Origin of the sequence: Microcoleus sp. S13_B4, from assembly GCF_036700885.1 — a bacterium.
Taxonomy (GTDB): Bacteria; Cyanobacteriota; Cyanobacteriia; order Cyanobacteriales; family Microcoleaceae; genus Microcoleus.
This window is the reverse complement of record NZ_JAUBPU010000007.1, coordinates 139,736-158,905: the sequence shown is the minus strand read 5'-3', so window position 1 is coordinate 158,905 and position 19,170 is coordinate 139,736. Positions and strand designations below refer to the sequence as shown.

Below are 19,170 nucleotides of genomic sequence, written 5' to 3'. Positions count from 1 at the left end.
GCGCTCAAAGTCCCCCTTCTTAAGGGGGATTTAGGGGGATCGAGACTACGGTAGAAGCGAGATTTTCAAGGCTGTGAATAAGCCCAGATCCCCCCTAGCCCCCCTTAAGAAGGGGGGGACAGGAAGCGCTCAAAGTTCCCCTTCTTAAGGGGGATTTAGGAAGCGCTCAAAGTCCCCCTTCTTAAGGGGGATTTAGGGGGATCGAGACTACGGTAGAAGCGAGATTTTCAAGGCTGTGATGTTTCCTCAATCTGCTAAAATTGTAATTTCATCCAATGATGCGATCGCCACATCAGCTTTTTCCAAATAACTAACCTGAGCATTCCCCCAACAAATGCCGATACAGCCAGCCGCGCCCGCATTTTTACCCATCTGAATATCGCCCGCTGAATCTCCCACCATCAAAGTTGCTGCGGGATTAACTCCGAGTTTCTCACAAGCTTGCAAAAACAATTTCGGATCGGGTTTATGAACCGTTGAATCAACTCCCATTTCTAACTGAATGTAGTCACCTAATGCGTGGTGTTTCACAAACTTCTGCACCACAGCCGTCGTAGCCGCCGAAAGAATTCCCAGTTTTAAACCCGCTTCCGAAAGATATTTCAGCACTTCCAAACTGCCGACAAATAAAGGAGAAACAGCACTATTTTTAAACATTTCGTCAGCTTCGTCAAAAGCGCGGCGCGCAATACTTAAAGATTCCAACCATCCCCTGCCGGTTTCCGCTATGTATCCCGCTGCAACAATCTCATTTTCCTTGCGGCTACCCACTGCTAGCAAACCCGTGGGGTCAATGCTGCCGGTTTCGATACCGAAAGCCATTTGTAAAGGCTCTCCAACGCCCGGAATTTGAGCGTCTGCGAGGCGGGCTCGCTTCATCCCCAACAATCTCAAAAACTCCTGAGAATCCTCTAGAGTGCCGTCTTTGTCAAAGATCACGGCTTCGATATTTGAGAAGGTAATGCCCCGACATTTAATAGTTACCAAGAATCATAACTCCGTAATTTTTATATTGTTTTGTATCGTCTCATATTATGCTATTTTTAGCAATTGTTTTTAGCGCAACATAACTCTCTTGTCCCCCCCTTCTTAAGGGGGGCTAGGGGGGATCTGGCCTTAACTATTACGAGATGCCCGATCGTACTCTTGTCCCCCCCTTATTAAGGGGGGTTAGGGGGGATCTGGCCCTAAGAATGACGATCGCACGCACCCAACAACTCCTGACAAACTCCCTCAAAACACTGCAATACATCAACATTCGTAAACCTGACAACTTGCAGTCCATACCCCTCGAAAATCCCTGTTCTTTCCGCATCATATTGTTTCCCCTGTTCGGTAAAATGACTCTCGCCATCAACCTCAATTACCAATCTTAAAGCAGCACAATAAAAATCTACAATAAAATTGTCGATCGGTCGCTGTCTCAAAACTCGAAAAGGGAAATTTCTCAGAAAATCTTCCCAAAGTTTCTTTTCGGCTGGAGTTGGATTTTGCCGAAGTTCCTTGGCGATAGGGATGAGTTTTGGGTTGTAAGGTAGGTGGAAATTGGAGTCGTTTAATTTGGTCATAATCCTCCTAATCTCGGAGCGATCCCCCCTAGCCCCCCTTAAGAAGGGGGGGACAAGAGAGTTCTCAAAGTCCCCCTTCTTAAGGGGGGACAAAAGAGTTCTCAAAGTCACCCTTCTTAAGGGGGGACAAGAGAGTTCTCAAAGTCACCCTTATTAAGGGGAGACAAGAGAGTTCTCAAAGTCACCCTTCTTAAGGGGGGACAAGAGAGTTCTCAAAGTCACCCTTATTAAGGGGGGACAAGAGAGTTCTCAAAGTCCCCCTTCTTAAGGGGGATTTAGGGGGATCTCCGGCCCGAAAAATTGTTAACGCAAGCGTATTTGGTCCTCATCCTCCTAATCTCGATCCGGAGATCCCCCCTAACCCCCCTTCTTAAGGGGGGGACAAGAGTTTAACTGCCTAATCTAATCTCAAACATCATAAATAAAAACTCCAAAATATTTAAAATCGTCCCGCTAAATTGGCCACTATTAATGCTAGTTGAACAGGCTGGACAGGTTTGGAAATATGGGTTTGAAAACCAGCTTCGATCGCCCTTTGCCGTTCTTTATCGCTCGCATAGGCAGTCAGTGCAGCGGCGGGGATTTCTCCTCCGGCTTCCGCAGCAAGAGCTCGCACTTGTCGAATTAAGAAATACCCATCTTCCTCTGGCATTCCGATATCGGAGATTAGCACGTCATATCTGCCGGGATTCTCAGTCAAAGCATCGATCGCACTTCTGGCAGATGCAACCGTCAAAACCTCAGCCCCGTAGCTTGCGAGTACAAATTCTAAGAGTTCCCGGGTATCGATCTGATCGTCCACAACTAAGATGTGCAAGCCTTCGAGAGAGGGGACGATATCCTTTGAGGCGTTTAAAGGCTCTACCAAAGCAGTTGACTTTAAATCGATCGCCGATTTCAACTCTTGAGGCAGCGATCGCAACGGCAATCTCACAGTCATTGTAGTTCCTTGTTCCTCACCGGGACTATCCGCTTCCACCGTTCCTCCGTGCAATTCTACCAGATGACGCACGATCGACAAACCCAATCCCAGCCCTTGATTCCGCTTAGTGCTGCTGGAATCGCCTTGATGGAAACGATCGAAAATATACGGCAAGGAGTCTGCCCAAATGCCTTTTCCCGTGTCGCTAACTTGAAGTTGAGCGTGATTCTCGATCGCCGATAACGTTACTTCCACTCGTCCCCCCGCCGGAGTAAACTTAATTGCATTAGACAGAAGATTCCACACAACTTGTTGCAATCTATCAGCATCGCCTAAAACAGTTGCAGGACTCAACTGCGAAACAAGTTGAATATTTTTTGCTTCGGCTGATAATTGAACCCCATCCAGCGCAGCTTCTACTACCAAAACCAAATCGATCAAATTGGTATTAAGAGCCAGCTTGCCGTTGGTAATCCGGGAAATATCCAGGATATCTTCGATTAACTGAGATTGCGTCCTAGCGCTGCGCTCGATCACTTCTAGAGCGCGATTAGCCGCTGCTTCCTTAAGCACGCCGGAGCGCAGGATTTGTGCCCATCCCAGGATCGGAGTCAGGGGATTGCGGAGTTCGTGGGAGAGATTCGCGAGAAATTCATCTTTAGCACGGTTGGCGGTTTCTGCTTGTTGGCGCGCAAACTGTTCCTGCTCCAATAACTGCGATCGCTGTGTCTCAAACTGCTTGCGCTCTGTGATATCCTCGATCGACAACAGAATCATTAAAGCTTGATCTTCTCGTTCAAGTTTACAAGCATTCAGCAGCATAGTTTTCTGCCCAATCTGCTCAAACAGGTGATTCCACTCAAAGTTTTGAAGCTGAACATCACTCACCAGAATATCTTCCAATATCCATCGCAATTGGGGGATATTCCACTGCCCGTTTCCTAGCTCAAACAGCGAAGATTGCGCTGTTTCTGAGGATGAAACCCGAAACGTTTCATAGAACGCTCGATTTGCTTTATTCACTCGGAAATTAGCATCTAGCACGACTAAAGGCGTTTGCACAGTTTCCACGATGGTTTCAGCGTAGTTTCGGGCATTCTCTAAGGTGGTGGCACTGCGTTTGAGCGCGTCAATATCAATCAAAACCATTACCACACCGTCAATCTTGTTTTCCGTTGTGCGGTAAGGACGAATGCGGAGGTTGTACCAATATCCCGCTCCCGTTTCAACTTCTTGTTCTTTCGTTTGGAGAGTATCAATCACCTCCAAAATCATCTGTTCCAACTCGGGAACGTTCAGAGTCGATCGGATGTCGCTAAAGGGTCGTCCAACATCGGTGGAAATCAGACTAAAAAGTTGTTGTGCAGCGGGCGTAAAGCGTCGAATCAGTAAATCGTTTGTCAGCATTAAGATCGGAATATTGATACTGGCAAGCAAATTTGTCAGATCGTTATTGACCAAGCTTTGTTCAATATTTCGGCTGCGAAGTTCATCGTTAGTGGTGGTGAGTTCCTCATTAGTGGCTTGAATCTCTTCTTTTGCAGTTTCTAACTCTTCGTTGGTGCTTTGCAACTCTTCGTTGCTCGATAGGATTTCTTCGTTCGCAATTTTGAGGTCTTGGTTGAGACTTTCGTGCTCTTGGATCACTGCTTGCAGTTGCGCTTGAGCCACAATTTTTTGTTGGTTAGCGGTGGCAAGTGCCTGCGTCAGCCTCTCAATTTCACGCGCTAAATCACCTGGCTCAAAGCTTTCAGAAGTGAGGGTGCTGAGGTTAAGCACCGTGGGTGAAGGCTCTTCAAATAGCACCAAAAAGTAGCGTCCTTCGACGGTCAGTGGCTGGAACGGAATTACCTCAAAATTGACGATACTCGATCGTCCCCCCGATTCAACGGATACCCCTTCTTTCCTAACCATCACGTTCTCCGTCCGTGCCTGATAAATCGCGGTGCGAAGCTCACCCAGCAAGCCTTCCCTTGCCATTGTCAGCAAGTTTAAGTCGGGCGTTCCGAATGCCAGTCTCAAGTAAGGATTGATGTCTCCCCGCACTTGCAGGATGTTCATCGGCTCGTTGACCACCACACCTGCTGGGGCATAGCGATTCAAAATTAGTTGGTCAGTTTCTCGCTGTAAATCAAAGCTCTTCGTAAAATTTTCATTCACTTCCTGCCGTTCACGTGCTTTAGCGACAGGATAGGAACTCCGCGTAAACGAAAAAGTGGGACGAGTCGCACTCAACTTTTTGGCATAAATTTTACACTTTTTATCCACTGAGGTAAATAATGATGAAAATTTTCCGGTAGTCTCAGAAGTTCCTAATAGGAGAAAGCCTGTTGGGTTAAGACTGTAATGAAAAATCGGCATCACTTTTTTTTGCAATGACTCTGCCAAGTAGATCAGCACATTGCGACAGCTAACTAAATCGAGATTGGAAAAAGGCGGGTCGCTACCTAAGTCTTGTCGGGCAAATACACACAGTTCGCGGACTGCCTTGGTGATTCTATAGCTACCTGCTGCTTCAGGAATAAAGAAGCGAGTACGTCGTTCTGGTGAAACATCTACCATCTGGTTTTCTGAATAGACGCCAGACCTCGCTTTGCCGATCGCCTGCTCGCTAATGTCCGTGGCAAAAATCTGGATCGGTGGCGCGATGATTTGAGCGCCCAAAAACTCCAGGAAACAGATGGCGATCGAATAAACTTCTTCACCTGTCGAACATCCCGCAACCCAAATCCGAATCGGAGCTTCTGCCGATTTATTTTGGGTTATCGTGGGGAAAACCAGCTCTTTCAACTTTTCAAAGGCTTCGGGATCGCGGAAGAAACTGGTAACGTGGATCAGGATTTCTTCATAAAGGGCTGTGACTTCAGCCGAATTGTGGCGAAGATATTCGGCGTAATCATCCAAGCTGTCCAGCTTGTACAACACCATCCGCCGCTGGATGCGTCGAGCGATCGTGGTAGGTTTGTAGTGGCTAAAATCAACGCCTGTGTTCAATTTCAGCAGCGCAAAAATAGTTGGCAGGGCATCTCCCAGTTCGGGCAATTCCTCAACTTTGTTCAGAAGAAGCGGGGAAGTGAGAAGGGGATTGCGACTATAGTTTGTCAGTTCCTCGGCAATTTTTTCAGGCGGCAGAACAAAATCGACATTCCCTGTGGCAACAGCGGTAGTCGGCATACTATCGAATTTTGCTGTGCTTTGACATTGAGCAAAAGTCATGCCTCCGGCTGCTTTGATTGCCTTGAGCCCCAGTGAACCGTCTCCGTCTCCCCCGGATAAAACTACGGCGATTGCTTTGTGGCCGCGATCGATCGCCAATGATGTAAAAAAGGCATCTCCCGGCATATATTTGCCATAAATCTTCTCGCGAGGGAATAGTTGCAGCACGCCTTTAGATAGCACCATCTTGGTGTTGGGCGGAATAACGTAGACTTGATTTGGCTCTACAGCTATGCCGTCTTTTACCTCATTAACAGGCATTTGCGTCGTTCTGGCGAGAATCTCGCTAAGTAGACTTTTCTGAGCGGGGTCTAAATGCTGAATCAGCACAAACGCCATACCCGTATCTATCGGTAAATGGCTGAGTAACTCGGTGAAGGCTTCCAACCCTCCTGCTGAGGCGGCAATCCCAACGATGGGAAAGGCAGCATCGCTTTCGGCGGCTAATTGTTGGCTGTCGAGGGCGGCTGGGGCGATCGATTCGGCTGTATTTTCTGGAGAGAATTGAGAAGAAGTCATGATGTGAAGTCCTGAACCTCCGTTATTTCGCAGCCTACATATCTGGTAAGGGTGCGAGTCATTAATTCCGATTATTTTTACTAGAGCTTAAGTTGCCACGAGAAGGCAGCTAGCTTGAGGATGAGAGGTGGCTTTTAAGTAGGGAAACTTCCAGAGCCCATTAGTGTCAAAAATCGCCTGAAAGCCTTGATAAATCCCGTTTTTACCTGAGTCCAGATCCCCGTAAATCCCCCTTAAGAAGGGGGACTTTGAAAAATACTTCTTGTCCCCCCGTTATTAAGGGGGGCGCTAGGGAGATCGAGACTTGGCTATAAACGAGAGAGACGGTCGGTTTTACGTTAACTTCACACGCCTTTGGCAATGCCATGTCCCTACCCGTTTGCTGTTGGGGCGATCGCAAGAAGAGGCTGCCAATAGCCAGATATATTTGTTTACCTACTTAGCTTCTTTGAGCGACCAGTGCAGCAGACAGCGCAATTACAGATTCAGTATTAATTCTAGCAGTATAAGCGACTTGCGCCCCTTGTATGCCTTTTAAATCTTCTACTCGTTTGTGAATTTCGGACACTCCAGCAGCTTTTAATGCTGTTAAAAATGCTGGGTCGTTGTAAACATCTTCGGAAAACGAAACTTCGTCACTTTTAGAAAGATTTTGAAGGCGGGCGGCTTTGTTGACTGTGGAGCCAAAATAGTCGATCGCATTATTCAGATTTACCAGCAAAGCCGTACCTCGGTGAATGCCAATTCTGACTTGAATCCACTCTTCTTTTTGGCGAGTTGAATTGTACTCTCTGAAAGAGGTCACAGCAGCGGCCGCTGCCATAATGGCTTGTTCGTTGCTGATAAAGGAAGCCATGACGGCATCGCCGATGGTTTTAATTACTTTACCGCCAACTTTCTCGATCGACTCAAAGAAAATTTCAAAATGATCGCGCACAATATTGTAAGCTTTAGTATCTCCCAGCGTTTCGTACATTCTGGTAGAACCGGTAATATCGGTAAACATAATACTAATCGCCCGAATCTTGACTCGCTCTCTTTCCGATATTACTTGATCGCCGAACAAACGCTTGTAATCTGGGTGATGAAGCAGTTGCATTCCTGATAGCCGCAGGGGCAGTTGTTCTAATGTCAATTCATCGGGCAATTCATCTGAATGCAAAATCAACCCGGACAAATTGTGATCGGTATTAGTTAGTTCTATCTTAACTTTTCCGGGACGCACGACTAGCTCTTGTTTGTCAAAATCTGGGCCGACTAACTGTTTGAGTTGAATTTCTTGTATGTCTTCTGTTTCTTCGCCTTCAACCTTTAAAATCCCTTTAGCTAAAGTGAGGGGACAGCAGTACCGATATCGACCGTTTTCTAAGGTAACTATCTCCGATTCAGTGCAGTATAAAGGCGTTACCAGTTGCAGTTTGCTCTGGAGTACGGGAGGGGGAGCGCAGACGGGCCGCAGTTGCGGGTCTTCGATTTCTTTGTTCAGGGAAAAAGTAACTTCGACGCGATCGAGCAAATCAATTTTAAACTCGCGATCGCACATCGGGCAAAAAGACATTTCTGATGTGTCTGCCAAATCCTTGAATTCGTCTGTAATCATGTTGCAGTGGGGGCAGTGAATATCCCAGTGCAAGTCGAAGGCACCGGCTTTCACTCCGTGCAAAAATTCCGAAGTAATTCTTTTAATATTCTTGACTGTATCCCCTGCTACGTAGTAAGGGTTAATCCGCAATCTCTGCAAAATGTGGGAACCGATTAACCATTTTTCGATTTGGTCGATCGTTCCTTTGCTAGAATTAGGACGTTTTTTAAGCTGTTCTAATTTTTCTTTTAATAGTTCGATGTTCATTATCCGCTTGCCTTTGAGCGTCAGGGCAAGAAATTTCTAAGTATTATTTTGTGTAATTTGCTCGTCTAGTTTGTTCTTGCCTGAGAATGCTGATGAGTTCGCACTTGTGCGGATGTCCCTGATGTTTATAAATCTTAACAAATTAGCAGCATAAAGGCTATGCCTATTTAGGCAGAGCGATCGGCAACTTGTATTAATTCAAAGTGCGATCGCTGCATCGGTCTACAGAAATATCTTAAATCTCGGTAATTAAGAATGGGGAATTGGAAATCGGGAATTCTAAACCAATACGCTTGGGTTAAAACTATTTATTCCTCGGAGATCCCCCTAAATCCCCCTTAAGAAGGGGGACTTTGAGTAAGTTCTTGTCCCCCCCTTTTTAAGGGGGGCACCAGGGAGATCGAGCTTAACTGAACCCTATTGAATTGTCCGCCACCCAGCAGCGACTAATGACTAATAACTAATGACTAACTCAAAAAAAAAAGAGGGAATTTTCCCTCTTTTAATCACACTAAGTGCTATGTTATTCTTCCGTCGCAGGAGGGATTTCTTCCTCTACATCTAATACTGCTTCGGGTGCTACTTCGGGTGCTGCTTCGGGTGCTACTTCGGGTGCTGCTTCGGGTGCTGCTTCGGGTGCTGCTTCGGGTGCTACTTCCGGCAGATCCTCTTCCATTGCTGAGGGCACATCTTCGAGTTCGTCGGAGAAGTCATCATCAGCATCAGTTGAGTCTACAGGAATGTCTATGCCTGCTTTAGCTTGCTTTTGAGCGAGCATTTTCTCCCGGAACTTAGCTGCCATTTCCTCAGCTTTTTCGTACACCAATTCGCGATTTTTGACCATCGCGCCCGGTTCCGGTTCCAACTGCTTGGTGGAGAGAGAAATCCGGCCCCTCTCGGCATCCAAGTCAATGATCATCACTTTCACTTCGTCGTTGACATTGAAGACGCTATGAGGCGTATCGATGTGATCGTGCGAAATTTCCGAGATGTGCAGCAAGCCGCTAACGCCGCCGATGTCGATAAAGGCACCGTAAGGCTTGATACCCCGTACTGTACCGATGACCACTTCCCCAACTTCGAGGCGGTTCATCTTGCGCTCAACTAAGGCGCGACGATGACTCAAAACTAGGCGGTTGCGGTCTTCGTCTACCTCTAAGAATTTTAATGGTAATTCTTCGGCGACTAATTCTTCCTTCGGTTTGCGGGTACTGATGTGAGAACCGGGAATAAAGCCTCGCAACCCTTCTATTCTCACGAGTGCGCCGCCGCGGTTGGTGGCAAATACTTGCGATCTTACTGTGGCATCTTCTGCTTGCAGTTGTCGCACTCTTTCCCACGCCCGCATATACTCGATACGCCGGATGGACAGGGTTAACTGTCCGTCTTCATTTTCATCGGTAAGGATGAAAAATTCTCTAGTTTCGTTTGATTGCAATACCTCTTCAGGGCTTTCGACTCGATTGATCGACATTTCCTGAATGGGAATGTACGCTGCTGTTTTAGCACCGATATCAATCAGAGCGCCCCTGGGTTCTATACTAAAAACTGTACCCGCTACTACATCGCCCGGGCTAAAGTGATAGTCATATTTATCAAGTAGGGCTGCAAAATCTTCGTGAGTAAAGCCGATGTCTTTGACTGTGGTTTTGAGATTGACCATGCGAATAGTTTCCTAGGATTTCTCTCCTTCATGTTTTTCGTTTGTGCCGGCAGATATTCGAGATTTTGGTGAAAAAGCGGTTAACTTTTTTCAAAATCTTTTACTAAAGTCAGTTTTTGCTAACTTTTGCCGGGTGCAACTGCACACCAGCGCTTGCCATTACTGTTACTCCATACTCTGTGTTAAAACGTTTAATCTTAACATTCCGAGTCAAGTAGACTATTATAACTTACACGCATACTGCTTTAAAATTAATTTAAGCGAGCTTAGCTGGGACTAGCGCAGGATGCGGGGCTTTCTCGATCGACAGATTCCGCATCCGGCAAATCTGCGTCAAAATTGGGTCGAGTTTCTGTATCTTCAGCTTCGTTGAGGGGATTCTGAAGGTGATTTAGGGTATCTACAAAATCTCGGATGCCTCGAAATTGCCGATATACGGAGGCAAAACGGACATAAGCGACTTCGCTGAGCGGCCGCAGGTGCAACAGCACCAGTTCCCCAATTTCTGAACTGGCGATTTCTCGGAGCGATCGACCTTGGAGTTGGGCCTCGATTTCTTCTGCCAGGGTTTCGAGATGCCCGGAAGACAAACCAGTTTTTTCGCAGGCCCGAACCAGCCCCCTCACTAATTTTGACCTGTCAAAAGATTCGCGCTTGCCATCCCGCTTGATCACTGTAATGGGCACAAATTCTATGCGTTCGTAAGTTGTGAAGCGGTGCTGACAGCTCAAACACTCGCGCCGCCGACGGATGCTTTGACCTGATTCGGCTGAACGCGATTCTAGAACGCGACTATTTGTGTGTTGGCAGGAGGAACAGCGCATGATTGCTGATTTTAACAGGCATTGCCAGCAAATTGCCACTCATCTAACCGCGCGGGGTCTGATGAATGGCTGGACTAGAAAAATGACTTAGCAATCAGCGGTAAAATAGTCCCGCACCAAATTAGATCACTATGATGCGGGCTAACCGCAGTCCGGTTCAAGATATTTTGGACTTGCTGGAGGCGTATAGCTAATTATTTGCCAATCCGGGGAGGTTCCCGAAAGGCGATCGCAAAAAATAGTACGCCTATGGCTAAAGCCAGAATCAAAATGTAAGCAACACTTTCCATGTTAAATTTTCCCTATCTTCCCTTGCCGTATTATTTTATCTTAATTACTGGTTTTATTATTAACTAAAAAAACCCGGTTTCTTCAAGAAACCGGGTTTTTTTACACCGGGGAAGTGTCCCGGCTAGCCAGAGGCTGGCGAAATTTAGAGAGGTTCTTGTCTTCTGGTGGTCACGTCGCCCAGTTTTTGGAACAGGCCCCACTCGACTTGTTCTTCCAGGTCAGCCTCAACTCCAGCAAACACGTCGCGGAAAATAGTCCGAGAACCGTGCCAGATATGGCCGAAGAAGAATAGCAAAGCAAAGCAAACGTGTCCGAAAGTGAACCAACCGCGAGTCGAAGTGCGGAATACCCCGTCAGAGTTCAAGGTTTCACGATCGAAATCAAACACTTCACCTTTTTGAGCAGCGCGAGCAAACTTCTTAACATCTAGAGGATTATTAAAGGTTTGACCGTTAAGTTCGCCACCGTAGAAGCTGACGGTAACTCCGCTTTGTTCAAAGCTGTATTTTGATTCAGCACGGCGGAAGGGGATATCAGCGCGAACGACCCCATCTTTGTCTGTCAAAATCACTGGGAAAGTTTCAAAGAAGTTGGGGAGGCGGCGAACCGACAATACCCGACCTTCGCTGTCAGTAAATACTGGATGGCCCAGCCAGCTTTTGGCAATACCGTCGCCATTGACCATCGCGCCGGCCCGGAACAAACCGCCTTTAGCAGGAGAGTTGCCCACGTAGTCGTAGAAAGCCAATTTTTCAGGAATTTGTTCGTAAGCTTCTTGGAAGCCTTGGCCACCGGCCAAGGTAGCTTGGGCTCTGCGATCGATTTCTTGTTGGAAATAGCCGCTGTCCCACTGATAGCGAGTCGGGCCAAAAAGTTCGATCGGAGTAGCAGCAGAACCGTACCACATCGTACCCGCAACCACAAAAGCTGCAAAGAATACGGCAGCGATACTGCTAGAAAGTACAGTTTCGATATTCCCCATCCGCAGGGCTTTGTAAAGACGTTCCGGCGGCCGCACTGTCAAGTGAAACAAACCGGCAATTACGCCGACTACGCCCGCTGCAATGTGGTGAGCCACGATGCCACCCGGATTATACGGGTCAAAGCCTTCAGGGCCCCAAGCAGGTGCCACTGGCTGGACGTGACCGGTCAGGCCGTAGGGGTCGGAAACCCACATTCCCGGACCGAAAAGTCCCGAAAGGTGAAATGCGCCGAAGCCGAAGCAAAGCAAGCCGGAGAGGAACAGGTGAATGCCAAACATTTTTGGCAAGTCGAGGGCTGGTTCACCGGTGCGAGGGTCTCTGAAAAGTTCTAAGTCCCAAAATACCCAGTGCCAAACTGCTGCTAAGAACAACAGGCCCGAAAGGATGATGTGAGCAACGGCGACGCCTTCAAAGGACCAGAAGCCCGGATCAACGTTACCTTCGCCGGTGATGCTCCAACCGCCCCAAGAACCCGTAACTCCCAAGCGAGTCATAAACGGGAGCACGAACATCCCTTGACGCCACATCGGGTTCAGAACTGGGTCTGTAGGGTCAAAAACTGCTAATTCATAAAGGGCCATTGAGCCGGCCCAACCTGCCACGAGGGCAGTGTGCATTAAGTGTACAGAAATCAATCGGCCTGGGTCATTTAAGACGACTGTGTGTACGCGATACCAGGGTAGTCCCATTGACTGCGGTTCTCCAAGGTGTAAGTGATGATGTCTATTTTTACGGAAAAATCAGATTCTCAATCCCCAGCAGTTACCTGCAGGGTTTAAACTCTGCCTTTTGCCGACTGCCATCTACCTTCAAAGGTGGAGGCATAAAAATGAAAGTTATTTAAAGAAGTGTATCGAGTGTTAGAACCGATTGCAATATGTTGGACATTACATTAGTTGCGGGTTGCCCATTTCGCAGCGGGCGGCGATCGTCCCGAGGCGTTCGAGGACTTGCTCGGCATCGATCAGTCTGGTGAGCTTAACGTTGCCGATATTTTTTGCGGGATCGGCAGGATCGGGAGAGACTGCAGGTTGGACTTCTACCATGAGTACAGCGTCTTCTACGCGGTAGAGCCACATTTTTTCGTTGCGATCGCAAAGGCAGAGGTTGAGCTGTTGGATGTCTGGCTGGCGTCTCCAGGCGGCGTGACTCCACTCGCCGCCTACACCCCAGACGCGCCCTACTTTCCAGCCGTCGGATAAGAAGAAGTATTTCACTTGTGTACGCTTGTTGAGATTTTTTTGTCTAACATAACGCAAAACGGCAATTGTACGGAATGATTGAACCGCTTTCGTCGCGAGGGACGCGAAGGAAGAATAGAGAAGATGTAGGTAATCTGGTAGCTGTTGGGGATAAATTTACCTACTTGTGAGAGGGCTTTCTGTCTGGTCTATCTGCAAAATATCCGATCTTTGATTGTTGAAGTCGTGTGCAATTCCTAGCATTTCGAGGGGGAATACTCCTGACAGCGCCTCGCTTGTATCTGGAAGTTCTAAACATTCCAAAGTGCCTTCGGGCCCTAACAAGGTCGTGGTATTTTTGCTCTTTTGGTGGCTGGCTGTCGATCGAATAATCTCGCATAATGTTAATCTCGATTAATCTGCCTGAATTTGAGCCTAATCAACCAGCCAAATTCAGATTAAGCCAGACATCCATCCGCGTTCATCTGCGTGCATCTGCGGTTAAAAATCCCCCACCAATATTTTTGCCAAAAACCCAATCGCAAAACGATCGACATTACTGCTAAAATCAAGTACGAGTCCTTGCCGCTCAAACGCAGACCATGACCGCACAAACTCCAGTACAATTCCAAGACAGTTTCGACATCATCGTAGTAGGTGGCGGGCACTCCGGCTGCGAAGCCGCCCTCGCCACTTCTCGCCTCGGCTGTCGCACCCTTCTCCTCACCCTCAATCTCGACAAAATTGCGTGGCAACCTTGCAATCCGGCTGTCGGCGGCCCGGCTAAAACCCAACTTACTAACGAAGTTGATGCGTTAGGCGGAGAAATTGGCAAAATGGCCGATCGCACTTATCTACAAAAGCGCATCCTCAACTCTTCACGAGGCCCCGCAGTGTGGGCCCTGCGAGCACAAACTGACAAGCGGGAATACGCCGCTGTGATGAATAATATTGTTGAAAACCAAGAGAATTTGACCATCCGAGAAGCGATGGTAACTGACTTAGTTTTGGGCAAAAACGAAGAAGTAATCGGAGTCGAAACATACTTTGGCGTCGCTTTTGAATGCAAAGCAGTAATTCTGACCACAGGCACTTTTTTAGGTGGCACAATTTGGGTAGGCAATAAGTCGATGCCCGCCGGACGTGCGGGAGAATTTGCAGCCGTTGGTTTGACGGAAACTCTCAATCGTTTGGGCTTTGAAACTGGCAGGTTAAAAACTGGAACTCCGGCAAGAGTTGACAAACGTACTCTCGATTACACTAACCTGGAACCGCAGCCGGGAGATGCAGAGGTTCGCTGGTTTAGTTTCGACCCCGAAGTTTGGATCGAACGGGAACAAATGCCTTGTTACCTAACTAGAACTACGCCAGAAACTCACCAGTTAATTAGAGATAATTTGCACCTTTCTCCAGTCTACGGCGGCTGGGTTGATGCGAAGGGGCCGCGCTATTGTCCGAGTATTGAAGATAAGATTGTGCGGTTTGCGGATAAGGAAAGTCACCAGATTTTTATTGAACCGGAAGGTAGGGATATTCCTGAACTTTATATCCAAGGTTTTTCGACTGGTTTACCCGAAACTTTGCAATTGCAAATGTTGCGGACTCTTCCGGGTTTGGAAAAGTGCGAGATGATGCGCCCTGCTTATGCTGTGGAGTACGATTATTTGCCGGCAACTCAGTGCTTTCCAACGCTGATGACTAAGAAGATTGCAGGGCTGTTTTGCGCGGGTCAGGTGAACGGTACGACTGGATATGAGGAGGCGGCTGCACAGGGGATTGTGGCGGGGATTAATGCGGCTCGGTTTGCGAAAAATCAGGAGATGATTGTGTTTCCTCGCGAGCAAAGTTATATCGGGACTTTGATCGATGATTTGTGTACGAAGGATTTGCGGGAACCTTACCGGATGTTGACTTCGCGATCGGAATATCGGCTATTATTGCGATCGGACAATGCTGACCAACGCTTGACTCCGCTGGGACGGGAAATTGGTTTGATTGACGATCGCCGGTGGGAGTTGTTCGATCGCAAACAAGCTAATATTGTGGCAGAGAAGGAACGCTTGTACTCGATGCGGGTGAAAGAGCACGAGGAAGTTGGCAAGGCAATTTTTGCTGGCACTCAACAAGCGATTAAAGGTTCGATTACTCTTGCTGATTTGTTGCGTCGTCCTGGTTTTCATTATGTGGATTTGGAACGCTACAATTTAGGCAATTCTAGTCTGAAGTTGGCTGAGAAAGAGGGTGCGGAAATTGACATCAAATATTCTGGCTATCTGCAAAAACAGCAAAATCAAATTGATGAAATTGTCAGACACGAACGCCGACAATTGCCGGCAGATTTGGATTACATGGCAATTACAACTCTCTCCAAAGAATCGCGGGAAAAGTTGGCTAAGGTGAAACCGCTGACGATTGGCCAAGCTGCCAGAATTGGTGGGGTAAATCCGGCTGATGTTAATGCTTTGTTGATTTTTCTGGAAGTGCGAAACCGTCAGCAGCCAGCGGGTGTAGGTAAATAAGCTAAAGTAGAGGTTTCTCAAGGCTACCTTCAATTTTATGAAATATAGCAATCCTTGCAGGAGTCGTAAACTTTTTAGCCACCCCAACCCTCCCCTTATCAAGGGGAGGGAGTAAGAAATTCACAAATGATGCGAGGATTGCTATAGCAATTTTGCTCCGCGGGTTTCATATTGAGGGATATAGATTCTGGGCTTGGCTGATTTACGGTATGAATCAACTTTTATCTGAAGTTACAAAACTCACCATACTGGGCTTATAAAAATTCCGAAATCTTGAATTTATACCTGTATTCAGCAACGCCACCAAAAAGGAAAACTGGCAGAATGTCAACTCTAATTGATGAAACTCTGCCAGTATATTGTAGATATTGATCAATCCTCGAACCCAATCAGAATTTCGCAAACATCCTGCATAAGAATCAGCATTCATCTGTGGTTCAAACCTCCCCGAAATCCCCACCAGTGTTGCCACCCTCAAAGCCTTAGAAGACCAGCTAGATGCCTTGCTGTACGCTTATATACGCGGTCACTGGTGGTACTGGGAATACAGCGGAATTTGGTATTGGGCGATCGCACAATCGGCTACATAGTCATTCCCCAAGGAAGATAAGGAGAGTCGGAGAATGGGAAAGTGAGTGGGAGAGGGGGACAGGGGGAGAATCTTTTTTCTTGCTTCTTCCTTCTTCCCTCTTCCTTCTTCCTTCTTCCCTCTTCCTTGAATGGGAAAGTGAGTGGGAGAGGGGGACAGGGGGAGAATCTTCTTTCTTCTTTCTTCCTTCTTCCCTCTTCCTTCTTCCTTCTTCCCTCTTCCTTCTTCCTTCTTTTAATGTGCCCAGAGAATCACGCCAGCTTCATAAGGACTGCTGAGATTGTCGTGCTTCGGCAAAACCCGCAACGACAAACCTTGCAAACCGCTAGAAGTATAAGTAATATCAGCCGTATAAAGGCTAGCATTGTTAGCATCTTCTCCCAAATACTCCATTACCACCGGCACGCCACCGACAATATCTCCGTTAGCATCAACCGAACCTTGATAAAGTTCGACTTGCACATCCGCAGGCGTCAATCCCATCAGATTAATCCGAGATTTAACAGCGATCAATTGATTGACCTTAACTTCCTTATCCTGGGAAATATCAACAGCCTCAATCTTAATATCGTGCCACTTCGCGAGAACGTGCTTCTTCCAGTGAGACAACTCCTTGGCCGGAGCGCAATTATCCGAAGTCATCGTGAAGAATCGATCGCTCACCGGGAAATATGCCCGCCGCGCGTAATCTTTCACCATCCGAGCAGTATTGAACAAAGGACAATTCAAGCGAATAGAATCCTTCATTTTCGCCGTCCAACCGCGGGGAATTCCATCAGTATCCCGGTTGTAAAACAGCGGTACAACTTCCTTTTCCATCAAGTCGTACAAAGCATTCGCCTCGACCTCATCCTGATACTTAGTATCTTCGTAAAATTCCCCATGTCCGATCGGCCAACCGGTACGAACATAATCAGCCTCATCCCACCATCCGTCAAGAATGCTCAGATTCGGCAAACCATTCATCGAAGCTTTCATCCCCGAAGTACCCGAAGCCTCACGCGGGCGGCGCGGCGTATTCAGCCACACATCGCAGCCAGACACCATCATCCGAGCAACGTTAATGTCGTAGTTCGGCAAAAACACCATCGAACTCATCGTCTCGTGCTCGCGGATGAAGTGAACGATATCCCGAATCAATTCCTTACCCGGAATATCCATCGGGTGAGCTTTCCCAGCAATCACAAACTGCACCGGGCGGTTTTTGTCCCGCATGATCCGCATAATTCGATCGACATCGCGCAAAAATAGCGTCGCCCGCTTGTAAGTAGCAAAGCGGCGCGCAAACCCGATCGTCAGCACCTTCGGATCGAGAGCCTCCCGCGCGTTTTCGATTTCCGTTTGGGCCGCACCGCGCTCGCGCAAAGTCTTTTGCAGCCACTCCCGTGCGAACACCACCAACTCCGATCGACAGCGTTCGTGATTGCGCCACAATTCCTCATCAGGAATCGACGGAAGCCTGTCCCAGAGACGATCGTCCTTACCGGTCATTTCCCAGTCCGGGCCGAGGTATCGATCGTACAACTCCTGAGTAGACTTCGCCACACAACTGCGAGCGTGAACCCCATTCGTAATCGAAGTAATCGGCACCTCTTCCTGCGGCAAACCCGGCCACAAACCCTGAAACATCGGGCGCGACACCACACCGTGCAAAGCCGCCACCCCGTTGACAAAACTCGACATTTTAATAGCCAAAATAGCCATATTCAGAGGCCCAGACAAATCGCGAGTATTCTCCCGGCCCAATCCCAGAAACTCATCTTGCGACAAGCCAAAAATCTTGGGATACTGACCGAGATAGTGCATCACCATATCCGGCTCGAACAAGTCAAACCCAGCAGGCACAGGCGTGTGAGTCGTAAACATACTGCTCGAAACTACCACCTGTTCCGCTTCCACAAAACTCAGGTGATATTCCTCCATCAGCATGCGAATGCGTTCCAAAGCCATGAAAGCCGCATGCCCTTCATTCATGTGATAAGCAGTGACTGTCAAGCCCAGGGCCTTGAGCATTTTCACGCCGCCGATGCCCAGCATGATTTCTTGGTGCATCCGCAGGGTTTTGTCACCGCCGTACAGTTGGTCGCTAATATCTTGGTCGTAGCGGCTGTTAGGTTCAATATTTGTATCCATTAGGTACAAAGGAACCGTTCCCACTTGTACCCGCCAAATCCGGGCGTACACCTTGCGGCCGGGATAGTCTACCTCAATCCGCAATTCCGAACCGTCGGGATTGCGTTCCAGGTGGAGTGGCATATTGTAGAAATCGTTGAGCGGATAGCGTTCTTGCTGCCACCCGTCGGCGTTTAGATATTGCGAGAAATAGCCTTCTTGGTAAAGCAAACCAACGCCGACTAAGGGCAAGCCCAAATCGCTAGCTGATTTGAGGTGGTCGCCCGCGAGCACGCCCAAACCGCCGGAATAGATGGGTAGGGCTTTAACTAAGCCGAATTCCATCGAAAAGTAAGCGTAGCATTCTTTCTGCTCTGTACCGCGCTGTTTGCGGTACCAGGCGCGATTTTTGAGATAATCGTCTAACTGCTGGGCTGCTCGGTTCATTTGGGCAATGAAGCCTTCGTCTTCTGCCATTTCTTGCAGTCGCTCTTGAGATATGGTTCCGAGCATCAGCACTGGGTTTTGGTTGCTGGAGTCCCAGAGGTCTCGATCGAGGCGGCGGAAAAGGTCTTTGGTATCAACGTTCCAGTCCCAGTGCAAGTTGTAAGCAAGCTTGCGTAGCGGTTCGAGAATTGCTGGTAGGGAGGGCGAAACGTTAAATGTGCGAATCGGCTGCATAGACAAAGCTTTTATGTTGGAGTAGCGATATTTTCCTCTGTCTTTAGCCGCAAGTCGGTTATTCTGCACACTATTTTAAGTTTTAACAAGGGCGGGCATCGCGATCGACCATCATTAAGCACACGAAGCCGTGCTCTGTCCCTAACCTAGCTAAGCTTTTAACTGCGGTGGCGGGATTTAGGACTTGATGCCCCTGAGCTGACAATTTCTCAAGTTAAAGCGCTGGATCACGCTTTGGGCAACAATCTTAACG

11 protein-coding genes are annotated in these 19,170 nt (G+C 47.9%); 1 reads left to right on the top strand and 10 read right to left on the bottom strand.

The genetic code is table 11. The annotated features are described in order from the left end of the window. Nucleotides 1-246: 246 nt before the first annotated feature. From QT994_RS06970 to QT994_RS06930, 9 genes are all read right to left on the bottom strand, one after another. Nucleotides 247-987 carry an HAD family hydrolase gene (locus tag QT994_RS06970; RefSeq protein WP_333172852.1) on the bottom strand — a complete coding sequence of 247 codons (741 nt, stop codon included), beginning with the start codon at nucleotides 985-987 and terminating at the stop codon, nucleotides 247-249. Between the two features lie 200 nt (nucleotides 988-1,187). Then, nucleotides 1,188-1,568 carry an endonuclease domain-containing protein gene (locus QT994_RS06965; RefSeq protein ID WP_106149545.1) on the bottom strand — a complete coding sequence of 127 codons (381 nt, stop codon included), beginning with the start codon at nucleotides 1,566-1,568 and terminating at the stop codon, nucleotides 1,188-1,190. Between the two features lie 439 nt (nucleotides 1,569-2,007). Continuing rightward, a complete protein-coding gene (locus tag QT994_RS06960) occupies nucleotides 2,008-6,225 on the bottom strand; it encodes a chemotaxis protein CheB (protein ID WP_333172850.1) in 4,218 nt (1,405 codons plus the stop codon). Between the two features lie 439 nt (nucleotides 6,226-6,664). Beyond that, complete coding sequence (locus QT994_RS06955) at nucleotides 6,665-8,074, bottom strand: adenylate/guanylate cyclase domain-containing protein (RefSeq protein WP_333172847.1); 1,410 nt, start codon at nucleotides 8,072-8,074, stop codon at nucleotides 6,665-6,667. A 523-nt stretch (nucleotides 8,075-8,597) separates the two neighbouring features. Further along, nucleotides 8,598-9,737, bottom strand: coding sequence for a 30S ribosomal protein S1 (locus QT994_RS06950; RefSeq protein ID WP_333172845.1), 1,140 nt, complete (start codon nucleotides 9,735-9,737; stop codon nucleotides 8,598-8,600). Between the two features lie 266 nt (nucleotides 9,738-10,003). Further along, a complete protein-coding gene (nrdR, locus tag QT994_RS06945; protein ID WP_333172843.1) occupies nucleotides 10,004-10,561 on the bottom strand; it encodes a transcriptional regulator NrdR in 558 nt (185 codons plus the stop codon). 194 nt (nucleotides 10,562-10,755) lie between these two features. Then, entirely contained in the window at nucleotides 10,756-10,851 is a 96-nt protein-coding gene (locus QT994_RS06940; RefSeq protein ID WP_006635641.1) for a photosystem II reaction center protein T, read from the bottom strand. A 143-nt stretch (nucleotides 10,852-10,994) separates the two neighbouring features. Beyond that, a complete protein-coding gene (gene psbB / locus QT994_RS06935) occupies nucleotides 10,995-12,524 on the bottom strand; it encodes a photosystem II chlorophyll-binding protein CP47 (RefSeq protein ID WP_333172841.1) in 1,530 nt (509 codons plus the stop codon). A gap of 198 nt (nucleotides 12,525-12,722) precedes the next feature. Further along, the gene (locus QT994_RS06930; RefSeq protein ID WP_333045336.1) at nucleotides 12,723-13,052 is read right to left on the bottom strand and encodes a hypothetical protein; all 330 of its coding nucleotides are present in this window, start codon (nucleotides 13,050-13,052) and stop codon (nucleotides 12,723-12,725) included. Between the two features lie 566 nt (nucleotides 13,053-13,618). Between QT994_RS06930 and mnmG the strand changes: the two genes are divergently transcribed. After that, entirely contained in the window at nucleotides 13,619-15,535 is a 1,917-nt protein-coding gene (mnmG, locus tag QT994_RS06925; protein WP_333172839.1) for a tRNA uridine-5-carboxymethylaminomethyl(34) synthesis enzyme MnmG, read from the top strand. Between the two features lie 823 nt (nucleotides 15,536-16,358). On the opposite strand, the gene glgP is transcribed toward mnmG, so the two are convergent. Further along, nucleotides 16,359-18,917 carry an alpha-glucan family phosphorylase gene (glgP, locus tag QT994_RS06920; protein ID WP_333045332.1) on the bottom strand — a complete coding sequence of 853 codons (2,559 nt, stop codon included), beginning with the start codon at nucleotides 18,915-18,917 and terminating at the stop codon, nucleotides 16,359-16,361. Nucleotides 18,918-19,170 lie beyond the last annotated feature (253 nt).